The sequence below is a fragment of the Sphingomonas sp. Leaf17 genome (genome assembly GCF_001421505.1).
Classification (GTDB): Bacteria; Pseudomonadota; Alphaproteobacteria; order Sphingomonadales; family Sphingomonadaceae; genus Sphingomonas.
The window spans coordinates 224675-242769 of the sequence record NZ_LMKL01000005.1; the positions used below are offsets into that span (position 1 = coordinate 224675).

Sequence of the window (18095 nt, forward strand, 5' to 3'; positions counted from 1 at the left end):
TACCCCGCAAAGGCCCCAAGGGAGAGACCGTCCGTGAAGCGTATCGTCATGACGTCCATCCTCGCCCTGTCCTGCGCCGCACCAGCGGCGGCACAGGACAACGGCCTGCTGTTCCGGGTATCGGCCGACACCAGCCTGACCGCCGACACCGCGCGCGGCGACCCGGTCCCCAATTTCCGCAGCGGCGCGGATGTCGTCGCGGACGGGGCGATCGGCGGTGCGGCGCGCTGGGCCGATGACGGCTATGTCGCGTGGAAGGCCCCGGGCAATATCCGGGCGCAGCGTGGCACCCTCGCCTTCTTCTGGCGCCCGCGCCAGCCGGTCGGCGAGGCCCCGTTCGTGCTGTTCCGCGTGGGGTTCGCCGACCACAGCAGCTGGGACATGGCGTTCCTGCGGATCGACTGGAACGGTCACGGCTTCGACGCCTTCGTCACCGACGCCAACCTGTCGCGGGTGCGCGTGTCGTGGGCGATGCCGACCCCGCCCGCCCCTGATGCATGGCGGCATCTGGCCTTTGCCTGGGACGAGACGACGGGCGTGCGCCTGTTCGTTGACGGGCGGGAGGTGGCGCGCAAGGACCAGAGCGCGGATCTGGATAGCGGGCTGGATCAGCTGGGGCTGGCGGGTCGGGTGCTGTCGCCGCATCAGGTGCAGAGCCGGTATAATTTCATGCGCGGATCGGATTTCGATGAAATCCGCGTCTACGATCATAGGCTCGGGGACGCCGATGTCGCCGTGCTGGCCGGCAAACGTGAACCCGCCCCCCCGCCCCCTGCGGACCGCGCCGCGCTGCGCGCCGCATGGCTGCATCGCTATGGCTGGGACCGGGGATCGCCGCCGCCCCTCGACGCGCCGGTCACCCGCGTGCGGAAGGTCGAGTTCGCCGATGCGAAAGACCTGAAACAGTGGATGTGGAAAGGCGTCGACGGCATTGCGGAGACGACGTGGCCCGGCGTCTACAACCGGTCGAAACTGCCCGGTCGCGACGATTATTTCCAGTTGCCCGACTGGAACACCTATGTCGAGGGTGGCAAGCGGTACGACCTGACCATCCCGCCTGCCGAGCGCGTCAACCGGGTCGAGATCCGGGGTGCGGCCTATGGCAGGCTCGACTGGAGCGACGGCACCGCCACCACGACGCTGTCCAAACGACCGCAAGGGATCGTCCGGAGCGTCGACCAGTTCGTGCCCCGTACCGGCGGTCGCCTCAGCTTTACCAACGTGATGCAGGAACAGCCGATCCAGGAGATCTGGGCGTATGACATCGGCGCTGGCACGGAGCCGGCGGGTCGTTTCAAACTATCCTATACCATCAACGCCGCGACCTCCGCCGATATCGCCGCGCTGAGCGACCTCAACGCCTATATCGCCGGGCGGTTCGCGCCCGACGAGCGCGCCACCGTCGTCGCAATGCCGTCGTCCGGGCTGAAGGCGGCGGTCGGGGCCGGGACCGCCGGCGCAGGCGGCGCGGTCGTCCGGGCGAAGGACGACGCGCCGATCGTCCACATCCTGATCCCGGCCAGCTTCGGGGATGCCCTGCCCGATCGGCCGCTGGCGCGCGCATTCGATTATGGCTGGCAGAACCTGCATGACGGGCTGGACGGCATCGCCATCGACATTCCCGCGCTGACCGCGACCGCCAACGCCGCCGGCCTCATCCCGCTCAACATCCGGGTGAAGGATCCGGTCTGGCCGGGTCGCGACATGATCGACCTGTCGGTATCGGTGCGGCCGGGTGAGGCGCGGACGCTGTGGCTCGACCTGCGCGACCGGATCCTGCCCGACGCCAGCCTGTACCTGACCATCGCCAGCGCCGCGCCCGACTTCACCGCCGACAGCCTGAACGGCGCGAAGATCCGGCTGGTGTTCAAGCCGCGCGGGGCGGCAAAGGCCGAACACGTCGCCGACCGCTTCGCGCAGGTGAAGGACAATTGGGGCTTCCTGGTCGAGGAGCATACCGCCTCCAAACGCGCCGGGCTGTATGCGCGGCTGTTCGCCGACATATCCGACCTGCTGCGCGTCGATCCCGACCATGTGCAGGCGCGCGCCTATTGGGCGGACATCAACTATCGGCCCGAAAACATGCCCGCCTTCGTCCAGCCGACGCCGCCCGCCGGCGTGCCGCTCTGGGCATTCCGCCAGTTGGAGGATCTGAAGCGCGTCCGTCATTTCGTCGACTGGTGGATCGACAACCGGCAGGTTCCCTATGGCGATTTCGGCGGCGGCATTTCCGATGACGTCGACCTGGTGCAGCAATGGCCGGGCCTTGCGCTGATGGGGGTCGATCCCGACAAGATCAACGCATCGGTCCGCGCGCTGTCGGACGCGGTGTACCGCAACGGCATGATCGTGAACGGCCTCGGCGCGATCACCACCGACGAACTCCACGCCTATGAGGAGGGGCTGAACATCAACGCCGCGCGGCTGTACCTGAACTGGGGCGAGCCGCGCAGCGTCGAACGGCTGATGGACAACACGCGCGGGCTTCAGCGCGTGATCCTGAAGAACCCGGCCGGACATCTGCACTTCGCCAGCAACTGGTATGGCGGGCGCAAGATGTACCGCGAGGGCGCGTGGGAATGGCAGAAGCCCTATTCCTTCACCGTCCTGCACGGCCCGATCCTGCTGGGGCTGTACAATGGCAGTCCGGCGGCGCGCGCCATGGTGACCGGCGTCACCGACGGGTGGATGGCGCATGGCAGACAGGCGGCGGACGGCAGCTGGTCGTGGCCGAACGAGATCAACTGGCGCACCGATGCCGAGCGCGCCGGCGATGGCGGCGGCGTGTCGACCCCGCTGCAGGGCGCGTGGTCGGCGTGGCGCTTCACCGGCGATGCGAAATATCTCCGGCCGATCACCGCGCGGATCGCGAAGGCCGGTGCCGGCGCGCTGGCCGAATTCAACGAGAATGCCTTCGACCTGATGCCGGGCGGCCGGGACGTCTGCGCGACGCTGGCCGCGTCGGCCTCGACCGATCCGTTCGCGCGCTATGCCCGCTGGGCCGCGACGGGCGACACCGCCCCGCTGGAGGCGCTGCACGCCGACGCGATCGCCGACAAGGCGAGCCACGAATATATGTATACGGAAGGGCATTGGTGGTCGGACCGCGTCGACCAGCCGAACGAGATCCTGCAACGCGAGCGGCTGGGCGGCATTGCGCTGCGCCGCAACCAGACATGGCCCGGCAACACCGTCAGCTGGCGGTTCGTCGCAGCCGGCGCGGCGGAAAAGGTCGCGATCCTCGTCCCCGGCGCGACCCGCGACCGGTTCCGCATCATCGCCTGGAACACCACCGACGTCGCGCAGGCGGCGGCGATGGCGACGTGGAACGTCACCGCCGGCCGCTGGACGATGCAGGCGTCGACCAGCAGCGACGGCGGGCGGACGCTGACCCCGACCGCGCCACCACGCGACGTCATGCTGGAACGCAGCGCCACGACCGACGTGACCTTCGCGCCCGGCACCACGACCGTCCTCGACTTCGCGCTGGTCGCGGCATCGACGCCGGTCGACCAGCGCCCTGACCTTGGCATCGGCCGCGACGATATCGTGGTGACAGGACGCCGGGTGGCGGTCGACGTCCACAGCCTGGGCGCGGTCGGCACCGGCGGCGGACGGGCCGACCTGGTTGATGCGGGTGGCGCGGTGGTGGCGACGGCGCGCATCCCCGCGCTGGCCGCGCCGGTCGACCTGCTGCCCCAAACCACGCGGGTGACGTTGACCATGCCGGCAAAGGCAGATCCGGCGACGCTGGCGGTTCGCGTCGCGCTGGACGGCGACGCGGCGGAGATCACGCAAGGCAACAACCGCGTGATGCTGCGGCCGTGACGACGCGCCGTGCCGTGCTGGCCGGGCTGGCGGCGTCGGCGCTGGTCCCCGCCGGCGTCCGTGCCGGGTCCGGGCTGCGACCGGCGCTGGACGCGGCGGCTGCCCGTGCGGCGGACGATCCGGCCGGGGCGTTGCGATTGCTGGCGGGCTTTGACCCGACCGCCCTGCCGATCCGCGACCACCTCGACCTGACCAGCGCGCGCGCCGGGCTGGCGATCGACGCGACGCTCGCGCGCGACTTCCCCAACGGACGACGCGGGCGGGGGCCGTACCGGGTCACGCACATGAGCGGCGCGTGGAAAGCCGCACCGAACGACCCGGCGGCGATCGACGCGGACACCGACGGCCTGATCGCCGATGCGGACGCCGGTGTTGTCCTGCCGCTTGCCTCGCTGGATCGTACCATCGCTGCGCTGTCCACCGCCCGGGCTATTGCTCCCCCGTCGATCGTGGTCGCCCTGACCCGGCAGATCGCCACGCTGGACGCCATGCGCGACCGGTCCGGCACGCGCCCCGGCATCGGCCGATTGCGGCATGGGGCCGACTGGTACGCGCTGCTGCTGCAACGCGCGCTGGGACCGGTGACGCCGGGCATGGCCGAGCGGCGGCTGATCGCCGAACGCGACCGCCTGCATGACCGCGCGCAAGGGCTGTTCGACCGGATCGGCGCGCCTGCCGGGACCATCGCCGATCGCTATGCCCGGCTCTGGCGCGACGACCGCTTCCTGTATCCCGACAGCGCGGACGGACGCGCGCGGCTGATCGCCGACATGAACGGGATGCTCGCGACGGCTCGCGCCGCCGTGCCGGCCATGGTCGGGCCGGGCGTGCCGTCCTGGTGCCTGGACGCGGTCGCCCGGCCGCTGGCCCCGGCCGAGATCGCCGCCGGGCGTGGCGGCTACCGCGTGGTGCCGACCGCGACCACGCCCGGGGCCTATGTCGTCGATTTGAAGGATATTCGCCGCCGCCCCCGCTGGACGCTACCGGCCGTGGTCGCGCACGAACTGCTGCCCGGCCACATGATCCAGCTCGGGCTGGAAACCGCCGCCCCGCCGCACCCCTTGCGGATCGACTATGCGGCGGCGTTCGTCGAGGGGTGGAGCATCCACGCCGAAACGCTGGCGGCAAAAACGGGGGCCTATGACGATCCGCATGACGCGCTGGGCCATGTCCACTGGCTGCTGTTCCGCGTGACCCGCGCGCTGGTCGATCTGGGCATCCACCGGCACGGCTGGTCGATCGAACAGGCGCGCGCGGCGCTGGTCGCGTGGCAGGGGGAGCCGGCCTATTTTGCGCCGTTCGACGTCGAACTGGCGCGGATCCCGATCGAACCGGCCTCGCGCGTTACCGAGGCGATGGCCTGGCTGGCGATCGCCGACGCCCCGCAATCCGCCACCGGGTGGGCCGCACGGCTCGCCGATGGCCGCCGGCGCACCGACGATCTTGGGAGACGAACGCGATGACCATCACCCGGCGTGACGCCTTTGCCGGCCTCGGGGCCGCCGGCGCGCTCCTTCTGCCCGCCAGTGCCACCGCGACGCCCGCCCCCGGCCCTGCCCCTGCCCCCGACTGGCGGCGTGGCCTCGACAACCAGCGGATCGCCGATCTGGGCGACGGCCGGTTCCTGAACCCGGTCATGGCCGGCGACCGGCCCGACCCCGCCATCCTGAAGGACGGCGCGGACTATTACATGACCTTTTCCAGTTTCGATTCCTATCCCGGCCTCGTCATCTGGCATTCGCGCGATCTGGTGAACTGGCAGCCGATCGGCCCGGCACTCAACCGCAACATCGGTTCGGTCTGGGCAGTCAGCCTGGAAAAGCATGACGGCCGGTATTTCCTCTACATCCCCGTAAAGGCCGATCCGAACACCATCTACGTCATCCACGCCGACCGGATCGCGGGACCGTGGAGCGACCCGGTCGACCTGAAGCTTCACAAGCATATCGACCCCTGCCACGTCGTCGGCGAGGATGGCAGCCGCTGGCTGTTCCTGTCGGGCGGGGACCGGGTGCGGCTGGCCGATGACGGCCTGTCGACGGTCGGCGCGGTCGAGCATGTCTATGACCCGTGGCGCTATCCGGCGGACTGGGTCGTCGAGGGCTTCTCGCCGGAGGGGCCGAAGATCGTCCGCCACGGCGGCTGGTTCTATCTCATCACCGCGGTCGGCGGCACCGCCGGCCCGCCGACCGGACATATGGTCATCGCCGCGCGCTCGCGCTCGATCCACGGACCATGGACCGACTGCCCCGCCAACCCGATCGTCCGCACCACCGACGTCGCCGAACGCTGGTGGTCGCGCGGCCATGCCTCGCTGGTCGAGGGGCCGGCCGGCGACTGGTGGGCGCTGTATCACGGCTATGAGAACGGATACTGGACGCTGGGCCGCCAGACCCTGCTCGATCCCGTCGAATGGACCGCCGATGGCTGGTTCCGCATGACCGGCGGCGACCTGTCGCAGCCGCTGCCGGCACCGAAGGGCGGCCGCCGCGTGCCCCACGGTCAGGCGCTGTCCGACCGGTTCGACACGCTGGCGCTGGGGACGAAATGGAGCTTCTTCCGGCCTGCGCCCGACGAGGCGAAGCGGGTGTCGGTGAAGGACAACACGCTGACCATGGCGGCCAGCGGCACCGCACCGGTCGATTCATCCCCGTTGCTGCTGATCGCCGGCGACACGCGCTACCGGTTCGAATGTGACATCGCGATTGACGCGGGCACGACCGCCGGCCTGCTGCTATTCTACGACGACCGGCTGTATTGCGGGCTGGGGTTCGACGGCACCCGCTTCGTCACGCATCAATATGGCGCGGAGCGGGGACGCCCCGCCAATCCGCATGGCCGTACGATGCGGATGCGCGTGACCAACGACCGGCATATCGTCACCTATGACACCAGCGGCGACGGCGGCCGGACATGGCAGCGGTTCGATCGCGGGATGGAGGTGTCGGGCTATCACCATAATGTCCGGGGCGGGTTCCTGATGCTGCGCCCCGGCCTCTACGCCGCCGGGGCGGGCAGTGCGCGCTTCCGCGATTTCCGCTTTACCGCGCTGTAGCCGCCCCCGCCGGCCGCGCCGGCTTCACATACGTGTCAAGCCAGTCGGTCATCTGCCACAGCGTCTCGCTCGTCGATTCCAGCGCGCGATAGCCGTGCGGCTCGTTCGGCAGGACGACATAGCGGACAGTCGCGCCATTGCCCTTCAGCGCGGCGTACATCCGCTCCGACTGGATCGGGAACGTCCCAGAATTATCGTCCGCACCGCCATGGATCAGCAGGATCGGGGCCTTGATCCGGTCGGCATAGGTGAAGGGCGACATCTCGGTGTAGGTCGGCGTCGCCTGCCAGTAGGTGCGCTGTTCGGCCTGGAACCCGAACGGGGTCAGCGTGCGGTTGTACGCGCCCGACCGGGCGATGCCGGCGCGAAACAGACTGGTGTGCGCCAGCAGGTTGGCGGTCATGAACGCGCCATAGCTGTGTCCGCCGACCGCGATCCGGTCCCGGTCGGCCACCCCCAGCTTCACCACCGCATCGACCGCCGCCTGCGCATCGGCCGCCAGCTGCTTCACATAGGTGTCGTTCGGCTCCGCCCCGTTCTCGCCGATGATCGGCATCGCCGGATCGTCGAGCACCGCATAGCCTTGCGTCAGCAGGAACAGGTGGCTGGTCCCGCGCGGCCGGGTAAAGCGGTTGCCCTGATCGACCGTCTGGCCGGCGACCTTGGCGTCGGTATATTCGGACGGATAGGCCCATAGCAGCGTCGGCAACGGCCCGTCGCGCGCCGCATCATAGCCGGCCGGCAGGTACAACGTGCCCGACAGCGGCAGGCCGTCGGCGCGAGTGTAGGTGATTGTCCGCTGAGTCACGCCGGCGAACACGGGGGCCGGATCGGCGAAATCGGTGATCGCGCGCGCGGTGCCGCCGCCAACGCTGCGCAGGACGTAATTGGGCGCCTGCGCCGCGCTTTCGCGCCGCGTCAGGATCCGGTCGCCCGTCTCGTCGAGCAGCGAGACGACGGTTTCATAATAGGGGGCCGCCGCCGTCCACACCCGGGTCGGGGCCGCGCCCGACACCGGCATCCGCGACAGGAACGGGAACGCGCCCGCCTTCGTCGCGCCATCGCCGGTCGCGAACACCGCCGCATGATCGGGCGTGAACTGCATCACCGGCTTGCCCGCCGCATTCTCCTCGGTGATCGGCAGGCCGGGGTCGCCATATTGATCCTGATAGTTGCGCGTCGCCAGCAGGCGGGTCGTGCCGGGCCTTGCGGGCGCGACCGCATAGCGCCGCTCGGTCCGCGTCTTCCACGCCCGGTCGATCAGCAGCGCAAAGCCGTCGTCGCCCCACATCGTCGCCGCGTGGCGGTTTACGGTCTTGGCCAGCTCGACCGGCGGCGCGGCAAAGGGGGCGGCCTGCATCATCACCCGATCGTGGAACGGCACCGCCGCCTTCGGATCGCCGCCGTCCAGCGCCTCGGTCCAGACCAACGTGGCCGGCGCGTCGCTGCGCCATTCGGGTTCGCGCGGACCCTTCACGGTCGCGTCGAAATCGACCGGCAGGTCGTCGGCCAACGGCCGGTCGGCAACTGTCCGAACCGGTTGGCCGGAGATCGTCGTCACCGCGATCTCGGTCGGGAAGTAGTAGGCGGGCAGCAGATAGGAATAGGGCCGCTTGAACCGTTCGGTCAGCAGGTACCGGCCGTCCGGCGAGACGCTGAAGCCGACATACAGGCCCGGCGCGCCGATCGGTGTCGCCGCCCCGCTGGCAGCGTCGATCCGGGTCAGCTGGCCGGTGAAATAATGGTCGAACAGCGCCTCGTCATGCGCGTTCAGCAACAGATCCTCATAGGTCCGCGCAGCCGATGTCCGCCCCTTGCTTTCCTGCACCACCGGTCCGGCGGGCGTTGCGGGCGCAGCCGGAGCAGGCCCGCGACCGGCGACGACCAGCCGCGCGACGATGGCGCGGCTGTCCGGCATCCAGGTGAAGGACGACCCCAGCGCCGCGTTCAGCCCGCGCGCCAGTCGCCGGGCACGACCGTCGCGTCCGGCGATCCACAGCGCCAGCCCGTCCGCTTCCTGCACCACGAAGGCGAGATGGCGGCCATCGGGCGACCAGTCGGGCGAGGCGAAGCGGGTGCCCGCCGGCAGCGCGACGGGAATGGTCCGGCCGCTGGCGATGTCCTTGAACGACAGCGCGTTCAGCCACTGCACGCGCACCTCCGCCGGGCCGTTGGTCGCCGGGTCGATGCGATAGCCGGCCAGCCGCAGGATCGGCTTCGAAAGATTGGCGATGGTCGGCAGGTTCTCACGACCCAGGATGGCCAGCGTGGTGCGATCCGGGCTGACCGCGACCGACGGGGTCGGGGCCGCCTCCAGGATCCGCGCGATCGCGGGGGGTGCCCGGTGGTACCCGCTGGCCGGATCGCCCGCCGCCGCCCCGGCCAGCGCACCCGTCGCCGTTCCCACCGACACCAATGCCATCACGATGCCGCTCCCGATCCGCTTCATTCCGATATCCCGATATGGTCGTCGTCGGGCGGGACAGTGTCGCAAGCCGGCCACACGGGCAAGGCGCGCCTGCACCCGATCTGCACGGGATCAACACCGGTCGGGCACGGGCACAGCGGTCCAGCCGCGATATCGACCGGGCAAACCACGCTCTCCCTGTCCGGAGACCCGTTGATGCCCCGTCCGCCATCCCCCGCCCGCTTCAGTTTCCATCGCAAGGTCGCCGCCGCCATCGCGCTGGTCGCGCTGGCCGACGGGATGCTCAACGGGTGGCTGGCGGTGCCGTTGCCCGCCATCTTCGCGCTGTGCTGGACCGCTGTGCTGGCGTTTGCGGTGGCGGCGGTGCGGCGGGACCGGAGGGCGCGGGCCGCGCTCCTCCTCGCGCTGGCGTTCGCGCTGCTGCTGGTCGAGGATCCGACCCTGCTGGGCTGGTCGCTGTTCTGGACCGCGATCGCCAGCGCCGCCCTGCTGCCGCGCCACCGCTTCGATGACGCCGCGCGCTGGGCGATGCGGCTCGGCCTGCACGCGCTGTCGGGCATCGCCGCGCCGTTTCACGATACCGCCCGCCTCACACGGCTCGGCCGCGACGGACAGTGGTGGCGGCCACGCACGGTAGCGGCGACGATTGCCCTGCCGCTGATCGGCGGCATCTGCTTCGTCGCGCTGTTCGCGGGCGCGAACCCGATCATCAGTGCGGCGTTCGACCGCATCGCCCTGCCCTCGCCCGCGATTGCCATCGCGCACGGCGTTATCTGGTGCGTCGTCCTGCTCGGCACCTGGGCCAGCTTCAGGCCGCATGCCATCATCGGGCTGGTCGGCGCGCGCGGCACCGGTCCCGTGCAACGATTGCCCGACGTACCGGTCGCGACGCTGGGCCTGTCGCTCATCACCTTCAACATCGTGTTCGCGGTACAGAACGCGCTCGACATCGCCTTTTTGTGGAGCGGGGCCGCGCTGCCCGCCGGCATCACGCTCGCCGACTACGCCCATCGCGGGGCGTATACGCTGATCGCCGCCGCGCTGCTCGCCGGGCTGTTCGTCCTCGTCGCGCTTAGCCCGGACGGGGCCGCCGCCCGGCAACCGGCGCTACGCCGCTGGCTGGTGCTCTGGATCGGCCAGACCCTCCTGCTGGTGGCGTCGAGCATCCTGCGCCTGTTCGACTATATCGCCGTCTATTCGATGACCGTCCTGCGGTTGTCGGCGCTGGCGTGGATGCTGTTGGTCGCGGTCGGCCTGATCCTGATCGTCTGGCGGTTGCTGACCGCCCGCAGCGCCGCGTGGCTCATCAACGCCAATGCGCTCGCCGCCGCACTGGTGCTCAGCGCGGCCGGCGTCATCGACCTCGGCGCGACGGCGGCGGCGTGGAACGTGCGCCACGCGCATACCGCCGGCAACCTGGACCTGTGTTACCTGCGCGGCCTCGGCCCGTCGGCGCTGCTGTCGCTGATCGCACTTGAACGCCGGGTTCGGGGCGCGCGGTTGCAGGACCGGGTCGCCTTCGTCCGCGCCGAGGCGATGCAGATCCTGATCGAGCAACAAGCGAACCCGCAGGACTGGTCGTGGCGCGGTGCGCGCCGCCTGCGTGCGGCAGAGACGGCGCTGGGGCCGCATCCTCGCGCGGTCGCCGCAACGACCAATGGCCGCAACTGTGACGGCACGCCGTTCCCGCCGCCGCCCGCCCCATTGACGCCGGGGCCGGAACAATGATCCAGTGTCCCATGCCGCGCACCGTCCTGATCGTCGATGACGACCCGCATATCCGCCAGTTGCTGGTCTTCGCACTGAACAAGGCCGGGCTGGAGACGATCGAGGCGGATGACGGCGAGGCCGCGCTGACCACCGCCGCCGCCCATGCGCCCGACCTGGTGGTGCTGGACATCAACATGCCGCGCATGGACGGGCTGGAGGTCTGCCGGCGATTGCGCGGCACCGGCGACGTGCCGATCCTGTTCCTGTCGTCGCGCGACGACGAGATCGACCGGATCCTGGGGATCGAGCTGGGCGCGGACGATTATGTCGTCAAACCCTTTTCCCCGCGTGAGGTCGTCGCCCGCGTCATGGCGATCCTGCGCCGCACCGCCGCCAGCCCGCCGCCGGTCGACCATGCCGGCCCGGCAGTGCGACGCGGTCGGTTGAGCCTCGACTTCGACGGCTGGCGCGCGAGCTGGGACGGGGTGGAGGTGCCGCTGACCGTCACCGAATTCTCGATCCTGCGCACGCTCGCCTCGATGCCGGCCAAGGTGTTCAGCCGCGACTCGATCATCGACCGGCTGCACGGTCCGGGCTTCGCGATCACCGACCGGACGATCGACAGTCATATCCGCAACCTGCGCGGCAAGTTCGCGCAGGCCGGCGGGGCCGACGTGATCGAGACGCGCGCCGGCATCGGCTATTGCCTGGGGGCCTGCACTGGCGACACCGGATGATGATGGCCGTGAAGGCGTGGGCGAAGCGGCACTGGCCGGCCTTGCGCCTGCGGACCATCCTGTTCGCCACGTTGTTTCTCGTGGCCGCGCTGCCCGGTGTCGGCGCGGTGTTCCTGCGGGTGTACGAGAACACGCTGGTCCGCCAGACCGAGGCCGAACTGGTGGCGCAAGGGGCCGCGTTGCAGGCCGCGTCCGAGGCGCTGTGGCCCGGCGCGCCGGCAGCGGCCATGCCCCCACCCGGCGACCTGCACCCGGAGCCGCCGCAGATCGACCTGAGCAGCACGCCGCTCCTGCCCGAGCGCGCGGCCCCGGTCCGTGACGGTCGTCCGGTGGCGGCGGATGCGCGGGCGGCGGGGGCGGCGATCCTGCCGCTTCTCGCGCGGACCCGGCAAACCACGCTGGCCGGGATCCTGCTGCTCGATCGCGATGGCCGGATCGTCGGCGGCCCGGCGGCGGGCGCTGGCATGGCCCGGCTCGCCGAGGTGCGCGCGGCGATATCCGGCCGGCCGGCCACCGTCCTGCGCCGCAACGGGGCCTACCGCGCCACCTATCGCTTCGAATGGCTGTCGCGCGCGGCGGCGATCCGGGTGCATCACGCGCGGCCGATCGTCGTCGGCGGGCGCGTGGTCGGCGTCATCCTGCTGTCGCGGTCGGCGCGCGCGCTGTTCCGGGGGATTTACGAGGATCGCGGCAAGATCGCGATCGGCATCGGCGCGATCCTGCTGGCGCTGATCGCCCTGAGCGGGCTGTTGTCGCGTGGCATCGCCCGGCCGATCGAGGCGCTGGGGGCGGCCACGCGCGCGGTAGCGCGAGGGAGCGGCACGATCCCGCCGGTGCCGCCGACCGCCGCAATCGAGATTCAGGGCCTGTATGCCGATTTCGCGGCGATGGCGGTCGCGATCGACCACCGGTCCCGCTACCTGCGCGACTTCGCCCACGCCGTCAGCCACGAATTCAAGACCCCGCTCGCCGGCATCCGGGGTGCGCTGGAACTGCTGGTCGACCATGATGCGACCATGACGGCGGCGGATCGCGCGCGGTTTCTCGCCAACGCGGACGCCGATGCCGGGCGGCTGACGTTGCTGGTCACCCGGCTGCTCGATCTGGCGCGCGCGGACATGACCGCCGCCGCGACGCAAGCGCGCACCGTCCTGCCGCCGATCCTGTCGCGGCTGGCCGACGCGCACCGGTCGCCGTCCTTTGCGGTCGTGGTCGTTGCTGACAGTGATGTCGGGCCGGTCACGCCCAGCGCCACGACGATCGAGACGGTGCTGACCACGCTGATCGAGAACAGCCGCCAGGCCGGCGCGACCAAGGTAACACTCACCCTGTCCGCCACGCCGCAGGCCGCGATCCTCCACATCGCCGACGACGGCCCCGGCGTAGCCGAAGCGGACCGCGCGCGTATTTTCGAGCCGTTCTTCACCACCCACCGGGCGCGCGGCGGAACCGGTCTTGGCCTGCCGATCGTCCGGTCGCTGCTGGCGACTGCGGGGGGCGGTATCGAGCTGGTTGCGTTGCCCGGACCTGCCATATTCATCGTGACGATCCCTCGCGCGGAGTAAGGGCTGTTGGCGGATTGCCGGCGACCCGGTAATCGGGCGGCCATGCGCTTACCCCTTTTCATCGCCGGCCTGATCGGCCTGTCCCTGTCGAACGCCGCGCCGGGCCAGTCGGCCGACCGCCCGACCGCCGGGTTCGTCCGCGTCCGGCTGGTCACGTCGGCCGGGCCGATCGTGCTGGCGCTCGACGCCCGACATGCGCCGGCGACCACCGCCAATTTCCTCGCCTATGTCGACGACCGCCGGTTCGACGGGATCGTGTTCTATCGCGCCGCGCGCAGCCGGCTGGCGCCCAAGTTCGGCTATATCCAGGGGGGTATCCGTACCGATCCCCGGCGGATCCTGCCGCCCTTCCCGCATGAACCGACCACGCGCACGGGTATCCACCATCTTGACGGCACGATCTCGATGGCGCGGCGGGCCGAGCCCAATTCGGCGGGCGGCAATTTCTTCATCACCGTCGGGCCGATGCCCAGCATGGACGCCACCGCCACCGCGCCGGGTTACGCCGCGTTCGGCCGTGTCGTCGCAGGGATGCCGGTCGTGAAGCGGATCCTGGCCGCGCCGACACAGGACGGCGCGTTCAAGGGTCAGATGATCGTCCGCCCGATCACCATCCTCACCGCCCGCCGGCTGGACGGCAAACCGCGTCCGACCGGTCGCGTCAAAAGCTGGCTCGTGAAGCTGCCACCCAAACGCTAGGTGCCGATCAGCGCAGGCGCGTCCAGGTCTGCGTCTTGCACAGCGGCACGAAGACGCAGCCGCGCACCTTCAGCGTGTCGCCGCCAACCGGCGTGACCTTCGCCTTGTAGGTCTTGCCGTCCTCCGGGTTGTAGATCGTGCCGCCGGCCCAGGCATCGCCATCGGCGGTGAAGCCGCCAAGGATCGGCATCCCGCGCAGCGTCCGGTTGCGCAACGCGGCATCGGCGTTGCGCGCATCCTTCATCGTCGGGTTGGCCCGCAGGGCGTCCGACGTGACGATCCGCCCGCAGATCGACGGACCGCAGCGCTGAATTTCGACGACGCCGTTCAACCGCCCCGTCTTCCAGCGGCCGATCGCCGCGTCGGCGGGTTGTGGCGCAGCCGCGAGGGTCAAGGCGGTGAGAAATGCGATCATGAAAATGTCCTGTATTGATCGGCCGGGCGGACAGGGCCGCGCTTGCCGGATTACTGTCCGTCATCCCGGCCTACGCCGGGATGACGGTGTGCGTCCTCAGTTCCGCAGCGGCTTGCCCGTTTCCAGCATCTGCTTCACGCGCGCCTGCGTCCGGGAATCGCGCACGCTCTCCATGAACGCCGCGCGTTCCAGCGTCAGCAGCGCGTCTTCGGTCACGATGTCGACCGGATCGGCCTCGCCACCAGTCAGGACGCGCGCCACGCGGCCGGCAACGACCACGTCGTAATCGGTCGCCACGCCCTTCTTGTGGAAATCGGCGACCGCGCCGGCGATGCCGACCGCGCCACTCTCCCCCGCCAGACGGAAGGTCGGCGGCTCAGGGGGGGCATAGCCCTCGACCATCGCCAGCGCGCGCGCCTTTGCATCCGCCAGCAACCGGTCGCGGTTCATGGTGATGCCGTCGTCCTTGCGCAGGATCTGCATCGCCTTCGCCTCGGCTGCCGACTTGGACACCTTGGCGGTCGAGATCATCTCGAACACCTTGCCAAGCGCCGGCATCGGCCCGCGCGGCATCATCGGTGCCTTCGCCCAGCGATCGAGCATCTCGCCATGCCCGCCCCAGCCGGGGACGAGGCCGACGCCCGCCTCGACCAGCCCGGCATAGGTTTCGGCATGCGCCTGGATGGCGTCCGAATGGAGCAGGATCTCGCACCCCCCGCCCAGCGCCATGCCGGCGGGTGCACCGACCACCGGGAAGGGCGCGTATTTCAGCGCCTTGAACGCGCGCTGGCCGCCCGCGATCAGCTTCTTGATCTCGCCCCAAGCGCCCATCGCGACCGCGAACAGCGCGACGCCCAGATTGGCCCCGGCCGAGAAGTTCGACCCCTCGTTATACACCACCATCGCCGTGAACCGGTCACGGACCAGCGGCACCGCCTCCTCGATCAGCGCGATGACATGCGGGTCGAGCGCGTTCATCTTGCCGGTGAACTCCAGCGCCACGACGCCGTCACCGACATCCCACAGCGCGGCCGAATCGTTGCGGAGCAACGGTTCGGACCGCCGCTTGATATCCTCCAGCAGCAGCACCCCGTCGGGGCGAACCACATCGGCGTATTCGCCGTCCAGCGACAGATATTGCCGCTGGCCGTCCTGAACCCGGTAAAAGCTGCGATCACCGACAGTATCGAGGATCGCCGGCACCGGCCGACCTTCGGCGCGCAGACGGTCGGCAAACGTCTTCGGCCCGATCCGGTCTAGCAGCTCGAACGGCCCGAACTTCCAGTTGTAGCCCAGCGTCATCGCGTCATCTATCGCGACGATATCGTCCGCCGCCTCGCCGACCAGTGCGGCGGCATAGGATAGCGTGTTGCCAAGAATCGCCCAGGCATAGGCCCCGACCTTGCCGGGTGCCGCGATCAGCGCGGCCAGATCCTTGTCCGCCCCGCCGGTCAGCTTGGCCGGAGTTTCGGTCGGGCGATAGTCGCCGGTCGCGAGGTCGAGCGACAGCTTGGTCCGGCTGCCGTCCGCGCCCTTGTCCAGCCGGTAGAATCCGCCCTTGCCCTTGCGGCCGGTGAACCCGTCGGCGATCATCCGGTCGACCACGGGCATCGGCCGCACCGTGTCGAAATACGGGTCGCCCGCCGGCAGCGTCGACGACAGGCTCTTGGCCAGCAACGGCATCAGGTCGACACCGACCAGGTCGATCAGCCCGAAGATGCCGGTCTTTGGCACGCCCATCGGCCGCCCGCCGATCTGGTCGGCCTCCTCGATCGTCACGCCCTGATCCATCGCCGCGTTGACCGCGATCGCCAGCCAGTAGGTGCCGATGCGATTGGCGATGAAGCCCGGCGTATCCTTCGCGCGGACGATGCGCTTGCCCATCGACCGGTCGATGAAGTCGGCGACACGGTTCGCGGTGGCCGGGTCGGTGTGTTCGCCGGTCACGATCTCGATCAGCCGCATGTAGCGCGGCGGATTGAAAAAGTGCGTGATGAGGAAGTCGCGCTTGAACTGATCCGACCGACCCTCGACCAGATGTTCGAGCGGGATGGTCGACGTGTTCGACGACACCGCCGTGCCCGGACGCTTCAGCGCCTCCAGCTTCGCATACAGCGCCTGCTTGATGTCCAGTCGTTCGACGATCGCCTCGACCACCCAGTCACATTCGGCGACGCGGTCCAGATGGTCGTCGATATTGCCGGTTTCGACCAGCTTGGCCGCCGCCGCCGACATGAACGGGGCCGGCTCTGTCTTGAGCATCTTCGCCACCGCACCCTTGGCGACGGCGTCACGGTCAGTGCCGTCTTTCGGCACAATGTCGAGCAGCAGGACGGGGATACCGGCATTGGCGACCTGCGCCGCGATGCCCGCCCCCATCACGCCCGCACCGATGACGCAGACCTTTTTGATAGACTCTCCCATCATGCGCGCTCCAGCACCGTGGCGATGCCCTGCCCGCCGCCGATGCACTGGGTCGCCAGCGCATAGCGCCCACCCTCGCGCGCCAGCAGCGACGCCGCCTTGCCGACGATTCGCGCGCCGGTGGCACCCAGCGGATGCCCCAGCGCGATCGCGCCGCCGTCCAGATTGATCGTTTCTTCGGTCAGGCCAAGGTCGCGGATGCAGGCGATCGCCTGCGCCGCGAACGCCTCGTTGATCTCGACCACGTCGAGGTCACCGACGCTCAACCCGGCGCGCTCCAGCGCCTTTTTCGACGCGCCGATAGGCCCGAGGCCCATCGTTTCCGGCGCGCAGCCAGACACGCCGATCGCCTTGATCCGCGCCAGGATAATCAGGCCGTGCTTCGTCGCGAACTCCTCCGACGTTACCAGCACCGCCGATGCACCGTCGGTCAGCGGCGATGACGTGCCGGCGGTGACCGATCCGTCCTTGCTGAACGCGGGCTTCAGGCCGCCGAGCACCGCCTCGGTCGTTTCGGCGCGGATGATGCCATCCTCGCTGACGACGCCGGCCTTCGTCTGGATCGGCACGATCTCGTCGGCGAACTTGCCGGCGTCACGCGCGGCGGCGGCCTTGTGCTGGCTTTTGACCGCAAAGCTGTCCTGTTCGCCGCGCGTAATTTGGTATTTGCGCGCGACGTTTTCCGCCGTCTCGCCCATGCCCATATACGCCCCGGCGCTTTTCTTCGCGAGTTCGGGGTTGGGCATCGGATTGTAGCCACCCATCGGGATCCGGCTCATCGATTCGAGACCCGCGCAGATGAACGCCTCGCCAGCGCCGATCGCGATCTGGCCGACCGCGATGTGGATCGCGCTCATCGACGACCCGCAAAAGCGGTTCACCGTCATGCCGCCGACCGACAGCGGCAGGTCGGCGAGCAGCCCGATCATCCGCGCGACGTTCAGCCCCTGCTCGCCTTCGGGAAACGCGCAACCCAGCACGATATCCTCGATCTGCGCGGGATCGACGCCGGTGCGGTCGATCAGGCCCCGGATGACCTGTGCGGCAAGGTCGTCCGGGCGGACCCGGGCGAGCGCGCCCTTGCCGGCGAGGTGGAAGGGCGAACGGGCGTAGCCCGCGATCACGGCGTTAGTCATTCGATCCTCTCGACGGCTGACCCGGCTTGACGACGGGTCTTGCGGTTTGACGCAAAGGTGCAGTACCTCCCCCATACGTCAAGTGAAACCGCCCGGCA

At 69.7% G+C, this 18095-nt stretch carries 11 protein-coding genes; 7 read left to right on the forward strand and 4 right to left on the reverse strand.

From position 1 onward, the window contains the following. Window positions 1-48: 48 nt before the first annotated feature. The 3 genes from ASE75_RS08020 to ASE75_RS08030 are packed head-to-tail and all read left to right on the forward strand — an operon-like array spanning window position 49 to window position 6883. The gene (locus tag ASE75_RS08020; protein WP_055931616.1) at window positions 49-3828 is read left to right on the forward strand and encodes a LamG-like jellyroll fold domain-containing protein; all 3780 of its coding nucleotides are present in this window, start codon (window positions 49-51) and stop codon (window positions 3826-3828) included. Then, window positions 3825-5291, forward strand: a complete 1467-nt coding sequence (locus ASE75_RS08025; RefSeq protein WP_055931619.1) for a DUF885 family protein — start codon at window positions 3825-3827, stop codon at window positions 5289-5291. Before ASE75_RS08020 ends, ASE75_RS08025 begins: the two co-directional genes overlap by 4 nt. Continuing rightward, window positions 5288-6883, forward strand: coding sequence for a family 43 glycosylhydrolase (locus tag ASE75_RS08030; RefSeq protein ID WP_055931622.1), 1596 nt, complete (start codon window positions 5288-5290; stop codon window positions 6881-6883). The genes ASE75_RS08025 and ASE75_RS08030 overlap by 4 nt, the downstream gene beginning before the upstream one ends. Here ASE75_RS08030 and ASE75_RS08035 read toward each other — a convergent pair. After that, window positions 6870-9332 carry a S9 family peptidase gene (locus ASE75_RS08035; RefSeq protein ID WP_235512558.1) on the reverse strand — a complete coding sequence of 821 codons (2463 nt, stop codon included), beginning with the start codon at window positions 9330-9332 and terminating at the stop codon, window positions 6870-6872. The genes ASE75_RS08030 and ASE75_RS08035 overlap by 14 nt on opposite strands. 174 nt (window positions 9333-9506) lie before the next feature. Between ASE75_RS08035 and ASE75_RS08040 the strand changes: the two genes are divergently transcribed. The 4 genes from ASE75_RS08040 to ASE75_RS08055 are packed head-to-tail and all read left to right on the forward strand — an operon-like array spanning window position 9507 to window position 14022. Then, window positions 9507-11039 carry a DUF4153 domain-containing protein gene (locus tag ASE75_RS08040; protein WP_055931625.1) on the forward strand — a complete coding sequence of 511 codons (1533 nt, stop codon included), beginning with the start codon at window positions 9507-9509 and terminating at the stop codon, window positions 11037-11039. Between the two features lie 11 nt (window positions 11040-11050). After that, on the forward strand, window positions 11051-11758 hold the full coding sequence (locus ASE75_RS08045) for a response regulator transcription factor (protein WP_055931628.1): 708 nt from the start codon (window positions 11051-11053) through the stop codon (window positions 11756-11758). Window positions 11759-11760: 2 nt separating this feature from the next. Then, window positions 11761-13323 carry a sensor histidine kinase gene (locus ASE75_RS08050; protein WP_235512559.1) on the forward strand — a complete coding sequence of 521 codons (1563 nt, stop codon included), beginning with the start codon at window positions 11761-11763 and terminating at the stop codon, window positions 13321-13323. A gap of 42 nt (window positions 13324-13365) precedes the next feature. Then, window positions 13366-14022 (forward strand): peptidylprolyl isomerase, encoded by a 657-nt coding sequence (locus tag ASE75_RS08055; RefSeq protein WP_055931633.1) that lies wholly within the window; start codon window positions 13366-13368, stop codon window positions 14020-14022. A 7-nt stretch (window positions 14023-14029) separates the two neighbouring features. Here the strand turns inward: ASE75_RS08055 and ASE75_RS08060 are convergent, their stop codons facing one another. The 3 genes from ASE75_RS08060 to ASE75_RS08070 all read right to left on the reverse strand — a co-directional run bounded on the left by ASE75_RS08060 (window position 14030) and on the right by ASE75_RS08070 (window position 17997). After that, window positions 14030-14437: a DUF2147 domain-containing protein gene (locus tag ASE75_RS08060; protein WP_055931636.1), complete on the reverse strand. Its 408-nt coding sequence runs from the start codon at window positions 14435-14437 to the stop codon at window positions 14030-14032. Window positions 14438-14533: 96 nt separating this feature from the next. Continuing rightward, window positions 14534-16861, reverse strand: a complete 2328-nt coding sequence (locus ASE75_RS08065; protein ID WP_055931638.1) for a 3-hydroxyacyl-CoA dehydrogenase/enoyl-CoA hydratase family protein — start codon at window positions 16859-16861, stop codon at window positions 14534-14536. Then, a complete protein-coding gene (locus tag ASE75_RS08070; RefSeq protein WP_055931641.1) occupies window positions 16861-17997 on the reverse strand; it encodes a thiolase family protein in 1137 nt (378 codons plus the stop codon). Before ASE75_RS08070 ends, ASE75_RS08065 begins: the two co-directional genes overlap by 1 nt. Window positions 17998-18095: the final 98 nt, after the last annotated feature.

Excerpts from the sequence above, each read along its gene's own strand:
- ASE75_RS08020 (WP_055931616.1), top strand. The coding sequence starts at position 49 with ATGACGTCCATCCTCGCCCTGTCCTGCGCCGCACCAGCGGCGGCACAG.
- ASE75_RS08030 (WP_055931622.1), top strand. The coding sequence starts at position 5,288 with ATGACCATCACCCGGCGTGACGCCTTTGCCGGCCTCGGGGCCGCCGGC.
- ASE75_RS08035 (WP_235512558.1), bottom strand. The coding sequence starts at position 9,332 with ATGAAGCGGATCGGGAGCGGCATCGTGATGGCATTGGTGTCGGTGGGA.
- ASE75_RS08040 (WP_055931625.1), top strand. The coding sequence starts at position 9,507 with ATGCCCCGTCCGCCATCCCCCGCCCGCTTCAGTTTCCATCGCAAGGTC.
- ASE75_RS08045 (WP_055931628.1), top strand. The coding sequence starts at position 11,051 with ATGCCGCGCACCGTCCTGATCGTCGATGACGACCCGCATATCCGCCAG.
- ASE75_RS08050 (WP_235512559.1), top strand. The coding sequence starts at position 11,761 with ATGGCCGTGAAGGCGTGGGCGAAGCGGCACTGGCCGGCCTTGCGCCTG.
- ASE75_RS08055 (WP_055931633.1), top strand. The coding sequence starts at position 13,366 with ATGCGCTTACCCCTTTTCATCGCCGGCCTGATCGGCCTGTCCCTGTCG.
- ASE75_RS08060 (WP_055931636.1), bottom strand. The coding sequence starts at position 14,437 with ATGATCGCATTTCTCACCGCCTTGACCCTCGCGGCTGCGCCACAACCC.
- ASE75_RS08065 (WP_055931638.1), bottom strand. The coding sequence starts at position 16,861 with ATGGGAGAGTCTATCAAAAAGGTCTGCGTCATCGGTGCGGGCGTGATG.
- ASE75_RS08070 (WP_055931641.1), bottom strand. The coding sequence starts at position 17,997 with ATGACTAACGCCGTGATCGCGGGCTACGCCCGTTCGCCCTTCCACCTC.